Annotated in this window: 12 protein-coding genes; 8 read left to right on the top strand and 4 right to left on the bottom strand. The window is 69.2% G+C overall.

Going from position 1 to position 16140, the window contains the following annotated elements:
- The 5 genes from AC1DTW_RS15780 (at position 1) to yjfF (ending at position 5795) form a co-directional block, all read left to right on the top strand.
- Positions 1–1068: an aldose epimerase family protein gene (locus tag AC1DTW_RS15780; protein WP_477982185.1), complete on the top strand. Its 1068-nt coding sequence runs from the start codon at positions 1–3 to the stop codon at positions 1066–1068.
- 29 nt (positions 1069–1097) lie between these two features.
- A complete protein-coding gene (locus tag AC1DTW_RS15775; protein ID WP_477982183.1) occupies positions 1098–2057 on the top strand; it encodes an ABC transporter substrate-binding protein in 960 nt (319 codons plus the stop codon).
- Between the two features lie 110 nt (positions 2058–2167).
- The gene (locus tag AC1DTW_RS15770) at positions 2168–3676 is read left to right on the top strand and encodes a sugar ABC transporter ATP-binding protein (protein WP_477982182.1); all 1509 of its coding nucleotides are present in this window, start codon (positions 2168–2170) and stop codon (positions 3674–3676) included.
- Entirely contained in the window at positions 3676–4731 is a 1056-nt protein-coding gene (locus tag AC1DTW_RS15765; protein WP_477982181.1) for an ABC transporter permease, read from the top strand. The genes AC1DTW_RS15770 and AC1DTW_RS15765 overlap by 1 nt, the downstream gene beginning before the upstream one ends.
- Before the next feature lie 8 nt (positions 4732–4739).
- On the top strand, positions 4740–5795 hold the full coding sequence (gene yjfF, locus AC1DTW_RS15760) for a galactofuranose ABC transporter, permease protein YjfF (RefSeq protein WP_477982264.1): 1056 nt from the start codon (positions 4740–4742) through the stop codon (positions 5793–5795).
- Here the strand turns inward: yjfF and AC1DTW_RS15755 are convergent.
- The 3 genes from AC1DTW_RS15755 to AC1DTW_RS15745 form a co-directional block, all read right to left on the bottom strand.
- Complete coding sequence (locus AC1DTW_RS15755) at positions 5711–7360, bottom strand: NAD(P)/FAD-dependent oxidoreductase (protein ID WP_477982180.1); 1650 nt, start codon at positions 7358–7360, stop codon at positions 5711–5713. The genes yjfF and AC1DTW_RS15755 overlap by 85 nt on opposite strands.
- Positions 7361–7375: 15 nt before the next feature.
- Entirely contained in the window at positions 7376–9349 is a 1974-nt protein-coding gene (locus tag AC1DTW_RS15750) for an ABC transporter ATP-binding protein (protein ID WP_477982179.1), read from the bottom strand.
- A 67-nt stretch (positions 9350–9416) separates the two neighbouring features.
- Entirely contained in the window at positions 9417–9905 is a 489-nt protein-coding gene (locus AC1DTW_RS15745) for a DUF4148 domain-containing protein (protein ID WP_477982178.1), read from the bottom strand.
- A gap of 189 nt (positions 9906–10094) precedes the next feature.
- On the opposite strand from AC1DTW_RS15745, the gene AC1DTW_RS15740 reads away from it, so the two are divergent.
- Positions 10095–11099: a LysR family transcriptional regulator gene (locus AC1DTW_RS15740; RefSeq protein WP_477982176.1), complete on the top strand. Its 1005-nt coding sequence runs from the start codon at positions 10095–10097 to the stop codon at positions 11097–11099.
- Positions 11100–11210: 111 nt separating this feature from the next.
- Here the strand turns inward: AC1DTW_RS15740 and AC1DTW_RS15735 are convergent, their stop codons facing one another.
- A complete protein-coding gene (locus tag AC1DTW_RS15735; protein ID WP_477982175.1) occupies positions 11211–12302 on the bottom strand; it encodes an aminoglycoside phosphotransferase family protein in 1092 nt (363 codons plus the stop codon).
- Positions 12303–12485: 183 nt separating this feature from the next.
- Between AC1DTW_RS15735 and AC1DTW_RS15730 the strand changes: the two genes are divergently transcribed.
- Positions 12486–14813 carry an LPS-assembly protein LptD gene (locus AC1DTW_RS15730; RefSeq protein WP_477982174.1) on the top strand — a complete coding sequence of 776 codons (2328 nt, stop codon included), beginning with the start codon at positions 12486–12488 and terminating at the stop codon, positions 14811–14813.
- Positions 14806–16140, top strand: coding sequence for a peptidylprolyl isomerase (locus AC1DTW_RS15725; RefSeq protein ID WP_477982173.1), 1335 nt, complete (start codon positions 14806–14808; stop codon positions 16138–16140). The genes AC1DTW_RS15730 and AC1DTW_RS15725 overlap by 8 nt, the downstream gene beginning before the upstream one ends.

Raw genomic sequence — 16140 nt, 5'->3', positions numbered from 1 at the left:
ATGACCACGGTGACGCTCTATGGTCATCTGCCGGACGGCCGTGCGGTGCACGAGTACACGCTCGCCAACGGCTGCGGCCTCGTGCTGCGCGCGATCAACTACGGCGGCATCGTGACCGCGCTGCACTGCCCGGACCGCGAAGGCCGCAGCGCGAACGTCGTGCTCGGCTTCGACAATCTCGCCGACTATGTCCTGCGCAACCCGAACTTCGGCACGCTCGTCGGCCGCTTCGGCAATCGCATCAAGGGCGGCCGCTTCATGCTCGACGGCGAGCCGCACCAGCTCGCGCTGAACGACGCCGCGAGCTTCGGTGCGAACGCGCTGCACGGCGGCCCGGGCGGTTTCGGCACGCGCTGGTGGGCGATCGAGCCGTTGCCGCCGCAGGCCGATGGCAGCGTCGCGCTCGAACTCTCGCTGACCAGCGACGACGGCGACGAACACTACCCGGGCCGACTCGCGGTGAGCGTGCGCTACACCCTGACACCGCTCGACGAGTGGCGCATCGACTACCGCGCGACGACGAGCCGCACGACGATCGTCAACCTGACGCACCACGGCTACTACAACCTCGCGGGCGGCGGCAGTGCGCTGGGCCACACGCTGAGCCTGAACGCGAGCCTGTTCCTGCCGGTCGACGCACAGCTGATCCCGACCGAGATCGCCGAGGTCGACGGCACGCCGTTCGACTTCCGCCAGCCCGCGCGCATCGGCGAGCGCATCCGCAGCGGCGACCCCCGACTGACGGCCGCGCGCGGCTACGACCACTGCTTCGCGCTCGACCGTGCCGGCCGCCACGGTCTGGTTCGCGCCGCGCGCCTGGCCGACCTGGCCTCGGGGCGCGTGATGGAGATCGAGACCACCGAGCCCGGCATCCAGTTCTACTCGGGCAACTTTCTCGACGGCCGGCTGCGCGGCTCGAACGGCCAGGCCTATCGCCAGGGCGACGGCGTGTGCCTGGAGACGCAGCACTACCCGGACAGCCCGAACCGACCCGAGTTTCCGTCCACCGTGCTGCGGCCCGGCGAGACGTTCACGAGCACGACCGTGCATCGCTTCAGCACTGACTGAAACAACCACCCGAAGAGGAGACGACCCCCATGAACACCCAACGACGTACCGTCATCGCGGCCCTGATCGCCGCCGGCCTGCCGATCCCTGCCGCGTTCGCGCAGGGCAACAAGATCGTGCTCGGCTTCTCGCAAGTCGGCGCCGAGAGCGAATGGCGCACCGCGAACACCGAGTCGATCAAGTCCTCGGCCAAGGAGGCCGGCATCGAGCTGAAGTTCTCCGACGCGCAGCAGAAGCAGGAGAACCAGATCAAGGCGATCCGCGCGTTCATCGCGCAGAAGGTCGACGTGATCGCGTTCTCGCCGGTCGTCGAATCCGGCTGGGGCACGGTGCTGCAGGAGGCCAAGGCCGCGAAGATCCCGGTGATCCTGTCGGACCGCGCGGTCAACGAGAAGGACGACAGCCTGTGGGTCAGCTTCATGGGCTCGGACTTCGTCGAGGAGGGCCGCCGCGCCGGGCGCTGGCTGGTCGAGAAGACGAAGGGCTCGACGACGCCGGTGAACATCGTCGAGCTGCAGGGCACGGTCGGTTCGGCGCCGGCGATCGATCGCAAGAAGGGCTTCGAGGAAATCATCAAGGCCGATCCGAAGTTCAAGATCATCCGCTCGCAGACCGGCGACTTCACGCGCGCGAAGGGCAAGGAGGTGATGGAAGCCTTCCTGAAGGCGGAGGGCAAGAAGATCAACGTGCTCTACGCGCACAACGACGACATGGCGATCGGCGCGATCCAGGCGATCGAGGAAGCCGGCATGAAGCCCGCGAAGGACATCATCATCATCTCGGTCGACGCCGTGAAGGGCGCGTTCGAGGCGATGATCGCCGGCAAGATGAATGTCAGCGTCGAATGCAGCCCGCTGCTCGGGCCGCAGCTGATGCAGGCCGTGAAGGACCTGAAGGCCGGCAAGACGCTGCCCAAGCGCATCGTCACGCAGGAAGGCGTGTTCCCGATGGAAGTGGCGGCGAAGGAATTCCCGAACCGGAAATACTGAGAAATGATGGCCCCCACGTCGCTGCGCTCCTGCCCCCCGAGGGGGCGTCAGCCGCAAGGGCCACGAAGGGGCCCCTGCGTGGCCCCTGGCGGCCCGGCGCCGGCTGAGCCTTGAGCTCGCAGCTCGTCCTCGAAGCGCGCGGCCTCACCCGCCGCTTCACCGGGGTCCTCGCGCTGTCGGGTGTGGACTTCCGGCTCTACGCCGGCGAGGTGCACGCGCTGATGGGGCAGAACGGCGCCGGCAAGTCGACGCTGATCAAGGTGCTGACCGGCGTCTACCCGGGCGACGCGGGCGAGCTGAAGCTGAACGGCGCGGCCATCCATCCGGCCTCGCCGGCCGCGGCGCAGCGCCTGGGCATCAGCACCGTCTACCAGGAGGTGAACCTCTGCCCGAACCTGTCGGTGGCCGAGAACATCTTCGCCGGTCGCTACCCGCGCAAGGGCGCGGCCGGGTTGTGGCGCATCGACTGGGCGCGCATGCACCAGGGTGCGCGCGCGCTGCTCGCGCGCCTGAACCTCGAGATCGACGTGACGCGGCTGCTCTCGAGCTATCCCGTCGCGGTGCAGCAGATGGTCGCGATCGCGCGCGCGCTCGGCGTCGACGCCAAGGTGCTGATCCTCGACGAGCCGACCTCGAGCCTCGACGAGCAGGAGGTCGCGCGCCTGTTCGGCGTGCTGCGCCAGCTGCGCGACTCGGGGCTCGCGATCCTCTTCGTCACGCACTTCTTCGAGCAGATGTATGCGGTCTCGGACCGCATCACCGTGCTGCGCAACGGCGAGCTCGTCGGCGAATACCTGAAGGCCGAGCTGCCGCCCGCGGCGCTGATCACCGCGATGGTCGGGCGCGAGCTGAGCGCCGCCGCGGGTCGCAACGAGCCGGTCCATGCCGCGTCCGGCCCGGCGTTGCTCGAGGCGAGCGGCTTCGGCCGGCGCGGCCAGCTGAACCCGGTCGACCTGAGCCTGCGCCGCGGCGAGGTCGTCGGCGTCGGCGGCCTGCTCGGCTCGGGGCGCACCGAGCTCGCACGGCTGCTGTTCGGCCTGGACCGCAGCGACAGCGGCGAGCTGCACGTCGACGGCGCGCACGTGCATTTCGACAATCCGGCCCAGGCGATCCGCCACGGCCTGGCGATGTGCCCCGAGGAGCGCAAGGTCGAGGGCATCGTCGCCGAGCTTTCGGTGCGCGAGAACATCGCGCTCGCGCTGCAGGCACGGCTCGGCATCTGGAAATACCTCTCGCCCGCGCGCCAGAAGGAGATCGCCGACCGCTTCGTGCTGGCGCTCGGCATCAAGACGGCCGACATCGACACGCCCATCGCGCTGCTCTCGGGCGGCAATCAGCAGAAGGTCGTGCTCGCGCGCTGGCTCGCGACCGCGCCGCGGCTGCTGATCCTCGACGAACCGACGCGCGGCATCGATGTCGCGGCGAAACAGGAAATCATGAACGAGATCCTCGCGCTCGCGCGCGGCGGCATGGCGGTGCTGTTCATCTCGTCGGAGATGGACGAGGTCGTGCGCGTCTCCGATCGCATCGTCGTGATGCGCGACCGCAGCAAGGTCGGCGAGCTGCCGGGCAACAGCTCCGAGCAGGCCGTCTACCACCTGATCGCGGCGGAGTCGTGATGCGATCGACTGCGATACGGACCTTGCTTCGCCACCGGCTGCTGTGGCCGTTCATCACGCTGCTGCTGCTGCTCGCGGTGAACGCGGTGTTCAACCCCGGCTTCTGGCAGCTGCAATGGCGCGACGGCCATCTCTACGGCAGCGTGATCGACATCCTGAACCGCGCCGCGCCGCTCGCGCTGGTCGCGCTCGGCATGACGCTGGTGATCGCGACGCGCGGCATCGACATCTCGGTCGGCGCGGTCGTCGCGATCGCCGCCGCGGTCGGCGCGCTGATGATCGGCGGCGAACTTGTCGTGAAGGACGGCGTGCAGACGCACGTCAGCCGCTTCCCGATGGGCCTGGCGATCGTCGCCGCGCTGGCGGTGGCCGCGCTGTGCGGGCTGTGGAACGGGCTGCTCGTCGCGAAGGTCGGCATGCAGCCGATCATCGCGACGCTGATCCTGATGGTCGCCGGCCGCGGCGTCGCGCAGCTGCTGACCGGCGGCCAGATCATCACGGTCTACTACGCGCCGTTCTTCTTCCTCGGCAACGGCTTTCTGCTCGGCCTGCCGTTCGCGGTGTTCATCGCCGCGACGGTCTGGGGCGCGTTGCACCTGCTGATGACGCGCAGCGCACTCGGGCTGTTCATCCAGACGATCGGCATCAACCCCGCGGCGGCGCGGCTGGCCGGGCTGCACGAGCGCCTGATCACGGTCTGCGTCTACACCTTCTGCGGCCTCGCGGCGGGCGTCGCGGGCCTCGTGATCAGCTCGAACGTCAAGAGCGCCGACGGCAACAACGCCGGCATGCTGATGGAGCTCGACGCGATCCTCGCGGTCACGCTCGGCGGCACCGCGCTGACCGGTGGTCGCTTCAGTCTGGCGGGCAGCGTGCTGGGCGCGCTGATCATCCAGACGCTGACCTCGACGATCTACTCGATCGGCGTGCCGCCCGAGATCAACATGGTCGTGAAGGCCGGCGTCGTGTTCGTCGTGATGCTGCTGCAGTCGGCCGAGTTCCGCGCCGCGCTGCGCGGCTGGGTCGTGCGGCCGGCGGCAGGAGGCGCGCGGTGATGGGGTCGATGCGCCTGGACTCGCGCTACGTGCCGCTGCTCGGCACGATCGCGGTGTTCGCGCTGACCGCGGGCTACGGCTCGGTCGCGTACACCGGCTTCTTCTCGGCGCAGGTGTTCCTGAACCTGCTGATCGACAACGCGTTCCTGTGCATCGTCGGCGTCGGAATGACCTTCGTGATCCTGTCGGGCGGCATCGACCTGTCGGTCGGCTCGGTGATCGCGCTGACGACGATGGTCTCGGCCGCGCTCGTCGAGCACCACCACTGGAGCGCGGCCCAGGCGATCCCGCTGGTGCTCGCGCTCGGCACCGCGTTCGGCGCGCTGATGGGCTGGTTGATCCAGCGCTTTCGCCTGCAGCCCTTCATCGTCACGCTCGCCGGCATGTTCCTGGCGCGCGGACTGTGCTACCTGATCAGCATCGACTCGATCAGCATCACCGATGCGACCTACACCTCGATCTCGCAGCTGCGCATGGCGCTGTGGAGCGGCGGCGCCTCGATCACCGTCGGCGCGCTGATCGCGCTCGCGACGCTCGGGCTCGGCATCTGGCTCGCCAGCGCGACCGAGTTCGGACGCACCGTCTACGCGATCGGCGGCAGCGAACCGTCGGCGCTGCTGATGGGCTTGCCGGTCGCGCGCACGACGGTGCTGGTCTACACCTTCAGCGGCTTCTGCTCGGCGCTCGCCGGGGTCGTGTTCACGTTCTACATGCTGTCGGGGTACGGCCTGCATGCGGTGGGCCTGGAGCTCGATGCGATCGCCGCCGTCGTGATCGGCGGCACGCTGCTCAGCGGCGGGGTCGGCTTCGTCGCGGGCACGCTGTTCGGCGTGCTGATCCTCGGGATCATCCAGACGCTGATCGCGTTCGACGGATCCCTGAGCTCCTGGTGGACACGCATCGTGATCGGCGCGCTGCTGCTCGTGTTCTGCCTGTTGCAGCGCGCGTTCGAGTCGCGACCGCCTTCGCGGCAATCGGTTCAGGCGGCGCCGAAGATCGAACGCGCGACGGCCTCGGCGACCTCGATGCCGTCGACGCCGGCCGACATGATCCCGCCGGCATAACCCGCGCCTTCGCCGGCCGGGTACAGGCCGCCGACGTTCAGGCTCTGGAAGTCGTCGCGCCCGCGCGTGATGCGCAGCGGCGACGAGGTGCGGGTCTCGACGCCGGTCAGCATTGCGTCGGGCATCGCGAAGCCCGCGATCTGGCGTTCGAACGCGGGCAGCGCTTCGCGGATCGCCTCGATCGCATACGCCGGCAGCGCCGCATCGGCGCCGGCACCGAGGTCGGTCAGGTGCACGCCGGGCTGGTACGACGGCAGCACGCTGCCAAAGGCGGTCGAGGGCCGGCCGCTCAGGAAATCGCCGACGCGCTGCCCCGGCGCCTCGTAGTTGCCGCCGCCGAGCTCGTACGCGCGCGACTCCCAGAGGCGCTGGAACGCGATGCCGTCGAGCGGGTTCACTGGCCCGTCGGCGCGGCCGTCCTGCCGGTAGTCCTGCGGCGCGATGCCGACGACGATGCCGGCGTTCGCGTTGCGCTCGTTGCGCGAATACTGGCTCATGCCGTTCGTCACGACGCGGCCCGGCTCCGAGGTCGCCGCGACGACGGTGCCGCCCGGGCACATGCAGAAGCTGTAGACCGAGCGGCCGTTGCGCGCATGGTGCACGAGCTTGTAATCGGCCGCGCCGAGGACCTCGTTGCCGGCGTTCGGGCCGAAGCGCGCCTTGTCGATGATCGACTGCGGATGCTCGATCCGGAAGCCGATCGAAAACGGCTTTGGCTCCATGAAGACGCCGCGCGCGTGCAGCATCGCGAAGGTGTCGCGCGCGCTGTGGCCGAGCGCCAGCACGACGTGGTCGGCCGCGAGCTGCGCGCCATCGTGCACGGTCACGCCACGGATGCGGCCGCCTTCGATCAGCACGTCGGTCACGCGCTGCCCGAAGCGGATCTCGCCGCCGAGCGCTTCGATCTCGGCGCGCATCTTCTCGACCATGCCGACGAGCCGGAAGGTGCCGATGTGCGGCTTCGCGACGAACAGGATTTCTTCAGGCGCGCCGGCCTTGACGAACTCGTCCAGCACCTTGCGCGTCAGGTGGCGCGGGTCGCTGATCTGGCTCCACAGCTTGCCGTCCGAGAACGTGCCGGCGCCGCCCTCGCCGAACTGCACGTTCGACTCGGGGTTCAGCACGTTCTTGCGCCACAGCCCCCAGGTGTCCTTCGTGCGCTCGCGCACCTCCTTGCCGCGTTCGAGCACGATCGGCCGCAGCCCCATCTGCGCGAGGATCAGCGCCGCGAAGATGCCGCACGGGCCGAAGCCGACGACGAGCGGGCGCTTGTCCTGCGGCCAGTCGACCGGCGCGTGACCGACGAAGTGATAGCTCGTGTCCGGCGTCGCGCGGATGTGCGGCTGACCGGCGAGCCGCGCGGCCACGGCGGCCTCGTCGCGCAGCGCGCAGTCGATCGTGTAGATCAGCACGATCGCGCTCTTCTTGCGCGCGTCGTAGCTGCGCTTGAAGATCGCGAAGGATGTCAGCGCAGCGTCGGCAATACCGAGCCGCGCGACGATCGCCGGTCGCAGCGCGTCCTCGGCATGGCCCAGCGGCAAACGAAGTTCGGTGATGCGCAGCATGCTCTGAGGTCAGCTTCAGGCCTTCACGCCCAGCGGGGCGTCGCGGGTGATCGGCTCGGGCTGCGCGGCGCTGCGCAGTTCATCGGCGGCGACGCCCTGCAACGCGGCCTGGATCTCGGATTCGACATCGATCGGCGCCGGATCGCCATCGACCGGCAGGAAGCCGCCCGACTGATGCGTCCACAGCTTCGCGTAGAGCCCGCCGAGCTGCAGCAGCTCCGCGTGCGTGCCCTGTTCGGCGATGCGGCCCTGTTCGAGCACGATCAACCGGTCCATCCGCGCGATCGTCGACAGACGGTGCGCGATCGCGATCACGGTCTTGCCTTCCATCAGCCCGAGCAGCTGTTCCTGGATCGCGAGCTCGACCTCGCTGTCGAGTGCCGAGGTGGCCTCGTCGAGCACGAGGATCGGCGCGTCCTTCAGCACGACGCGCGCGATCGCGACGCGCTGGCGCTGGCCGCCGCTCAGCTTGACGCCGCGCTCGCCCACATGCGCCTCGTAGCCGGTGCGGCCCTTCCAGTCGCTCAGGTCGGCGATGAAGTCGTCGGCCTGCGCCTTGCGGGCGGCGGCGGCGATCTCGTCCGGGCTCGCATCCGGGTGGCCGTAGCCGATGTTGGCGGCGATCGAACGGTGCAGCAGCGAGGTGTCCTGCGTGACCATGCCGATGGCCGCGCGCAGGCTCTCCTGCGTGACCTGGGAGATGTCGTGGCCGTCGATGCGGATGCTGCCGCGCTCGACCTCGTGGAAGCGCAGCAGCAGGTTCACCAGCGTCGACTTGCCCGCACCCGATCGGCCGATCAGTCCGATGCGCTCGCCCGGCTTGATCACGAGATTCAGGTCGTCGAGCACGCGCTTGCCGTCGGCGCGGCCGTAGGTGAAGGTCAGGTGTTCGAAGCGGATCTCGCCACCGCGCGGCGCCGGCTGCACGACGAGCTCGCGCGCGCCCGGCTCGTCGGTCAACGAGTGCGGCACCGCGATCGTCTCCATGCCTTCCTGAACGACGCCGACGTTCTCGAAGATGCCGGTCACCTCCCAGCTGACCCAGCCGGCGACGTTCGCGATCTGCCAGGCGAGCGGCAGCGCGGTCGCGACCAGGCCGGCGCTGACCTGGCCGTGCGCCCACAGCACCATGCCGATCGTCGCGGTGCTGACGAGCAGCATCGCGTTCATCACTGCCAGCGTGCCCATGAAGCGGGTCGTCACACGCATGTGCCGCGCGATCGCATCGGTGTGCTCGTCGACCGCGTCGCGCACGTACTTGTCTTCGTCGCGCGTGCGAGCGAACAGTTTGACGGTCAGGATGTTGGTGTAGCTGTCGACGACGCGCCCCATCACCATCGAGCGCAGCTCGGAGCTGATCTTTGCGCGGTCGCGCATGCGCGGCACGAAGTAGCGCAGGAAGAACACGTAGCCGCAGAACCAGAGCACGGTCGGCACCGCGAGGCGCCAGTCCGCGGCGCCCATCAGCAGCAGCGCCGAGACGCCATAGATCGCGATGTACCAGAGCGCGCGGATGCTGCTGACGACGCACTCGCGCACCGCGTTGCCGGTCTGCATCACACGGTTCGCGATGCGGCCGGCGAAGTCGTTCTGGAAGAACGGCCAGCTCTGCCGCACGACGTGCCAGTGGCTCTGCCAGCGGATCAGGCTGGTCACGCTCGGCACGACCGCGTTGTTGCGCATCAGGCTGTCGGCGAGCATCGCGGCCGGTCGGCAGATCAGCACGGTCGCGGCCATCGCGAGCAGCGTCGGCGTCGCGTCGCCGAATGCGCGCGCGCGGTCCGGCGCCTGCATCAGGGTCACGAGCTTGCCGATGAATACCGGGATCAGTGTGTCGATCAGCGCGACACCGAGACCGGTCGCGAACATCGCGAGGTACAGCCCGCGCGTCTGGCGGATGAAGTGCCAGTAGAAGGCGAGCAGGCCGGCAGGGGGTGCGCCGGGCGGCGGCGCGGTCGGGCGGATGCGGGTCTCGAAGAAGGTGAACATCAGCCCGCCATTGTCGCCGCCAAAAGAAAAGGGCCACCCGAAGGTGGCCCGTTTTTCGATGCAGGGCTCAGCTCTGGTTCTTCGAGAACCGCGCCTTGAAGCGCTGCGCGAAGGTCGCCGATGCTTCGTGCTGCTTCGCCTTGCGGGCGACCGACGCGGCGTCGTCGTAGTCGGTGCGTTGCAGCGTGCCGTTCGCCGCAGCGGCCAGCACGTCGCTCTTCACCTCGCTGCGCGCCAGCGTCGAGTGATCGTGGATCTGCGTACCGAACTGGTTGTAGGTGCGGTTCGCGTCCGGGCCGATCAGCGTCGCGCGGGCGGCCTTGGCCTGGGCCAGCTCGATGCCGACCTGTGCACGGCTCTTGCCGCTCGAGACGGCGCTCGGCTCGGCGCGGTACGAGCCACTGTCGTAGTCGGTGCGCTGCAGCGCGCCGCTGGCGATCGCCTGCTGCACGTCGGCGTTGACCTGGGCGCGGGTGAGCGGCGCCTCATCGGCCATCGCGAGCGTGCTGATCAGGGAGACCGCGATCGTCGCGGCGTAGAGAAACTTGCTGTTCATGATGTGTCTTTCGATCAAAGTGGCTTGACATCCGGGCCCGGCGGCGATGGTGGTCAGGTGCCGTCTTGTCCAGTTCGATGCGCTGGTGGCCCATCGATGGACTGAACTGTAGACATTGCCGAAGCATCAATAAACAGCGTATGGTTCAATTGCGCATTGCTGAAATAGAAACAAAGCCGGGGGTTGAAAATGGACCGACTGCACTCGATGCGGGTGTTCTCGCGCGTCGTCGACGAAGGCAGCTTCGCGCGCGCCGCGCGTGAACTGAACCTCTCGCCGGCGGTCGTCACGAGGCTCGTCGCCGACCTCGAAGAGCACCTTGGCTCGCGCCTCATCAACCGCACGACGCGGCGGCTGTCGCTGACCGACACCGGCGAGCTCTACCTCGAACGCGTGCGCCACATCCTGACCGAGGTCGAGGAGGCCGAGGCGCTCGCGACCGCGTCGACCGCGGAGCCGCGCGGCCACCTGCGCGTGCTGTGCCCGCCGGCGTTCGCGGTGCACCAGATCGCCAAGCACCTGCCGAAATTTCGCGCGCTGTACCCGCGCGTGACGCTCGAGCTCTCGGTGCCGGGGCCGGTCGAGACGGTCGACGAGAACTTCGATGTCAGCATCCTGACCGAAGGCCGGCGCCCGCTCGACGGCAACTACATCGCACGGCGCCTGGCGCGCTCCGAAGTGATCCTGTGCGCGGCGCCCGAATACCTCGATCGACGCGGCCGGCCGCAGCACCCGAAGGACATCGAAGGGCACGATTCGATGGTGCCGCCGTTCCTGCGCGAGCTGACCTTCCATGCCGGCGCGCGCGTCAGTGACGACGACGCGGCGGGCGAGTCGGTCACGTTGCTGCCGAAGCGCTCGGCGCTGAGCACGATCCACACCGACACGATGTACGCCGCGGCGCTCGCGGGCCTCGGCATCACCGGGCTGCCGTCGTTCGTCGCCGAGGACGCCTTGCTCGAGAATGCGCTGGAGCGCGTGCTGCCGCAATGGCATCTGTTCACGACGACGTTGTACGCGGGCATGCCGACGCGCAAGCACGTGCCGGCGCGCACGCGCGTGTTCGTCGACTTCCTCGTCAAGACCTTCGGCGGCGAAGAGCGCGACCCGTGGCTGCTGGCCGCGGGCTGCGAGACCCAGCCGCGGCCGAAGCGCGGCGCGCCGGTGCAGACTTCGCTGGCCCTGTCCGATTGAACCGATGACAGCGGGCGGCCCGGCGCTCGCCCGGGCTCTCAAGCAAATGTGGCTTTGCCACTTTGCTTGACCCCTCGGGGAGGGAATGTCGAAGACATTTCCTGGGGGTGTTCAGTAGAACCCCTCGACGCGCTGCGCGCCCATCAACGGCTCGAGCAGCCGCGAGAGCGGCCGCAGCACGTTGTAGCGTGCCGCGACCTTGTGCGCGTAGCCGAAGAAGCGCGGCAGATCCTCGCTGTACTTCGGCTTGCCGTCGCGGTGCTTCAGCCGGCAGAAGATGCCCAGCACCTTCAGGTGGCGCTGCAGGCCCATCCACTCGAGCTGGCGCCAGAATTCGCCGAAGTCGTCGGGCAGCACGAGGCCGGCCTGGCGCGCGGCCTGCCAGTAGCGCACCGCCCAATCGATCTCGAGTTCTTCGTCCCACGAGATGAAGGCGTCGCGCAACAGGCAGGCGATGTCGTAGCTGACCGGGCCGCGCACCGCGTCTTGAAAATCGAGGATGCCGGGGTTGTTCTCGGCGGTGACCATCAGGTTGCGCGGCATGTAGTCGCGGTGCACCGCGACGGTCGGCTGCGCCAGCGCGCTGTGCACGAGCGCGTCGCAGGCCTCCTGCCATGTCCGCTGGTCGTCGGCGTTCCAGCGCGCGCCGCATTCGCGGGTCACGCACCAGTCGGGAAAGAGCGCGAGCTCGCGGCGCAGCAGCGCGTCGTCGTAGGGCGGCAGCGCGTGCGCATCGGCGCCCGTCTGCCACTGGACCAGCGCGCGGATCGCGTCGCGCATCAGCGTGTCGCGGCGCGCGGTGTCGTCCGCGGCGACCGCCTCGTTCAGCGCATCGAGGTACAGCTGCGTGCCCAGGTCGGTGAGCAGCAGAAAGCCGTGCGGCAGATCCTGTTCGAGTACCTGCGGCGCGTTCAGCCCGGCGCCATGCAGCAGCGCGGCAACGTCGATGAACGGGCGCACGTCTTCGAGCGGCGGCGGTGCGTCCATCACGATGAGGCTCCGGCCCGCGGCGCCGTCGATGCGGAAGTAGCGCCGAAAACTCGCGTCGCTCGACGCGGGGCGCAGGCTGGCGGTCTGCAGCCCATGGGCCGGTGCGATCGAGGCGAGCCAGGTGTCGAAGGCGGCGTGGCGGGACGGATCGGCCCACGCGATCGACGCATTGGGGGCGGACGGCGAAGCCGCGGGGGAAGTTGGGGTGCTCAAGCGGTGCTGACCTTGGGGCCTCGTGGATAATCGATTCTACAAACCACACTGCCTCGGGCAGGCCCGGTGCCGGCGGACCGCCGCACTCGAGCCCGCACCGATCGGCGCCTTCTGCCACGCTCTTGGGTCTCTCGTCCGGTGCTCCCTTTTCGACCCCGCGCGGCCCGCCCGCTGCTGACCCCTTTGGCCGCGTCGCTCGCCGCGATGCTGGCGGGGCCGGTGTGTGCGCAGGTCGCAGCCGGGGCCGATGAACCGATCGAGCTGCGCATGTCGCCGGCGCTGCAACCCGCGCCGCGCGGCGAGGCGGCGCGGCGGCTGCCGATCATCCTGAACGCGCAGACCGTGACCGGCAGCCCCGACCTCGACGCGGTGGCCGAAGGCAACGCCGAGTTCCGGCGCGGCGGCATGAAGATCAGCGCCGACCGGCTGCGCTACGAGCAGGGCGACGACCTCGCGACCGCGACCGGCCATGTGCGCATCAGCCGCGACGGCAACGTCTACACCGGCCCCGAGCTGCAGCTCAAGGTGCAGCGCTTCGAGGGCTTCTTCCTGAACCCGACCTACCACTTCGCGCGCACCGATGCCGGCGGCAGCGCGCAGCGCATCGACTTTCTGGACGAGCAGCGCGCGGTCGCGACCGGCGCGACCTACACCAGCTGCCCGGCCGATGGTTCCGGCGATCCGGCCTGGCTGCTGACGACCGACAAGGTCCACCTCGATTTCGGCACCAACACCGGTGTCGCCGACGGCGCGGTGCTGCGCTTCTACGGCGTGCCGATCCTGGCCGCGCCGCGCATGAGCTTCCCGCTCAGCGACGAGCGCAAGTCGGGCTGGTTGCCGCCGAGCGTCGGGCTCGATTCGAAGAGCGGCCTGCAGTTCTCGATCCCGTACTACTGGAACATCGCGCCGAATCGCGACGCCACGTTCACGCCGCAGATCAGCTCGCGGCGCGGCCCGTCGCTGGAGAGCGAGTTCCGCTACCTGGAGCCGAACTACAGCGGCGACGCGAAGCTGAACCTGATGCCGAACGACCGCGTCACCGGCTCGGAGCGCTATGCGCTCGCGGCGAATCACGAGAGCGATCTGGGCAACCGGCTGCAGCTGAAGATGCACGTGCTGCGGGTCTCCGACGACGACTACTGGAAGGACTTCCCGCGCGACGTGTCGTCCAGCATCACGCCGCGGCTGCTCGCATCCGATTTCCAGATCAGCCGCCCGTTCGGCGACTGGACCACGTACGCCCGGGTCCAGAAGTGGCAGGTGTTGCAGACGCTCGATCCATCGACGCGCATCGAGGCCCCGTACGAACGCGCCCCGCAGATCGGCGCGCGCTACACCGGGCGCATCGGGCCGGGCCTCGACGTCGGCTTCGAGACCGAGTTCAACCGCTTCACCGACCCGACCCATGCGTCGCTGACGCCGCGCCCGACCGGCAACCGCGTGCACGCGCTCGGCAGCGTCGCCTGGCCGTACACGACACCGGGCTGGACGCTGACCCCGAAGCTCTCGTTCAACGCCGCGTCGTACTCGATCGACCAGCCGTTCGGCAGCAGCAGCCCGAACGCGGCGAACGGCTCGCGCATCATCCCGACGCTGAGCCTGGACAGCGCGTGGGTCTTCGAGCGCGACACGACCTTCTTCGGCAAGGCGCTGCGTCAGACCCTGGAACCGCGGCTGCTGTACGTCAACACGCCGTACCGCGACCAGAGCGGTCTGCCGAACTTCGACGCCTATGCGAAGGACTTCAACTTCGACTCGATCTTCACCGACAACGCGTTCTCCGGCGTCGACCGCGTCTCGGACGCGCACCAGGTCACCGCCGGCGTCACGACCCGCTTCATCGATCCCGAAAGCGGCGCCGAGCGGCTGCGCCTCGGCGTCGCGCAACGCTACCTGCTGCGCGACCAGCTCGTCACGCCCGATGCGCAGCCGCTGACGCAGCGCTTCTCCGACCTGTTGCTGCTCGCCTCGACGACCGTGATCCCGTCGTGGACGCTCGACTCGTCGGTGCAGTACAGCCCCGACAGCAACCGCGTGACGCGCTCGGTCGTCAGCGCGCGCTACTCGCCCGGCCCGTACCGCACGATCAGCACGACCTACCGGTTGACGCGGGGCCTGAGCGAGCAGGTCGAGCTCGGCTGGCAATGGCCGCTGTACGGCCCGACGCCCGACGCCGCGAGCGCGGCACGGCGCAGCGGCGGTGAAGGCGGCGGCTGCAAGGGCAGCTGGTACGGCGTCGGCCGGATCAACTACAGCACGCTGGAGCGTCGGCTCGTCGATGCGATCGTCGGCGTCGAGTACGACGCCGGCTGCTGGATCGGGCGCCTGGTCGCAACAAGGCAGTCCACCGGGCTGTCGGAGGCGACGACGCGCCTGCTGTTCCAGCTGGAACTCGTCGGCCTGTCCCGGCTCGGAAGCAATCCGCTCCAGGTCTTGAAGGACAATATCCCCGGATACAAGCTGCTGCGCGAAGGACGCGCGGTGGCGCCAGCGACGAGTGCCTATGACTGAATTTCCGCTTTCCCGCCGCACCACCGGCCGCACCGTCTGCGCGCTGGCGTTGTGCCTGATCGTCCCGCTGGTGCCCGCGCAGACGCGCGCGCCGGCAACGCCGAACATGGCCGACTACATCATCGCGGTCGTGAACCAGGAGCTCGTGACGAACGGCGAGCTGCAAGCGCGCCTCGCGCGCATCCGCGAAGACGCAGCGCGCGCCAAGCAGCCTCTGCCGCCGCCGGCCGAGCTGCGCAAGCAGGTGCTCGAGGCGCTGATCGACGAGCGCGTGCAGGTCACCAACGCACGCGAGACCGGCCCGAAGATCGACGAGGCCGAACTCGACCGTGCGGTCGCCAACGTCGCGGTGCAGAACCAGATGACGATGCCGCAGCTGCGCACGCGGCTGCAGCAGCAGGGCCTGGCCTACGGCACCTTTCGCAACAACGTGAAAGACCAGATGCTCGTCGAGCGCGTGCGCGAGCGCGAGGTCAATCAGCGCATCCGCGTCAGCGATGCCGACGTCGACGCGCTGATCGAGCAGCGCCGTGCCGCGAGCGGCAAGTCGGGGCAGCTGAACATCGCGCAGATCCTCGTCAGCGTGCCCGAAGGCGCCGCCGCCGAAGTGATCGAGCCGCGCCGGGTCCGCGCCGAGGCCGCGCTCGCGCGGGTCAAGGCCGGTGAAGACTTTCTGAGCGTCGCGCGCGAGATTTCCGAGGACGGCAACAAGGCGCAGGGCGGTGTGATCGGCATGCGCCCGGCCGACCGGCTGCCCGACCTGTTCGTCGACGCCGTCAAGAGCCTGAAGCCCGGCGAGTTCACGCCGACGCTGCTGCGCAGCGGCGCCGGCTTCCATGTGCTGAAGCTGGTCGGGCGCCAGGAAGGTGCGGCCTTCATGGCGGTGCAAACGCATGCGCGACACATCCTGCTGCGCGTGTCGCCGCAGCTGCCGGCCGAGGCGGCGGGCCGCCGCCTGGCCGAGTTCAAGCGCCAGATCCAGGCCGGCACCAAGAGCTTCGAGCAGCTCGCACGCGAGAACTCCGAAGACGGCAGCGCGCCGGCGGGCGGCGACCTCGGCTGGACCTCGCCCGGCACCTTCGTGCCCGAGTTCGAGGAGGCGATGAACAACCTGGCCGTCAACGGCCTGTCCGAGCCGCTGATCTCGCGTTTCGGCGTGCACCTGATCCAGGTGCTGGAGCGCCGCGAGATCGTCCTCGACCTGAAGCAGCAGCGCGAGCAGGCGCGCAACGTGTTGCGCGAGCAGAAGTTCGAGGGCGCCTACCTCGACTGGGTGCGCGACCTGCGAGGCCGTGCGTATATCGAGATGCGCGAGCCGCCGCAATAG

It is taken from the genome of Rhizobacter sp. P5_A1, assembly GCF_056400745.1.
Note: the sequence above shows the minus strand (reverse complement) of the source record. Positions and strands in the feature narration are given on the sequence as shown.

Bases quoted from the DNA above. Each gene is read 5' to 3' on its own strand.
- AC1DTW_RS15780 (WP_477982185.1), top strand. From the start codon at position 1: ATGACCACGGTGACGCTCTATGGTCATCTGCCGGACGGCCGTGCGGTG.
- AC1DTW_RS15775 (WP_477982183.1), top strand. From the start codon at position 1,098: ATGAACACCCAACGACGTACCGTCATCGCGGCCCTGATCGCCGCCGGC.
- AC1DTW_RS15765 (WP_477982181.1), top strand. From the start codon at position 3,676: ATGCGATCGACTGCGATACGGACCTTGCTTCGCCACCGGCTGCTGTGG.
- yjfF (WP_477982264.1), top strand. From the start codon at position 4,740: ATGCGCCTGGACTCGCGCTACGTGCCGCTGCTCGGCACGATCGCGGTG.
- AC1DTW_RS15755 (WP_477982180.1), bottom strand. From the start codon at position 7,360: ATGCTGCGCATCACCGAACTTCGTTTGCCGCTGGGCCATGCCGAGGAC.
- AC1DTW_RS15750 (WP_477982179.1), bottom strand. From the start codon at position 9,349: ATGTTCACCTTCTTCGAGACCCGCATCCGCCCGACCGCGCCGCCGCCC.
- AC1DTW_RS15745 (WP_477982178.1), bottom strand. From the start codon at position 9,905: ATGAACAGCAAGTTTCTCTACGCCGCGACGATCGCGGTCTCCCTGATC.
- AC1DTW_RS15740 (WP_477982176.1), top strand. From the start codon at position 10,095: ATGGACCGACTGCACTCGATGCGGGTGTTCTCGCGCGTCGTCGACGAA.
- AC1DTW_RS15725 (WP_477982173.1), top strand. From the start codon at position 14,806: ATGACTGAATTTCCGCTTTCCCGCCGCACCACCGGCCGCACCGTCTGC.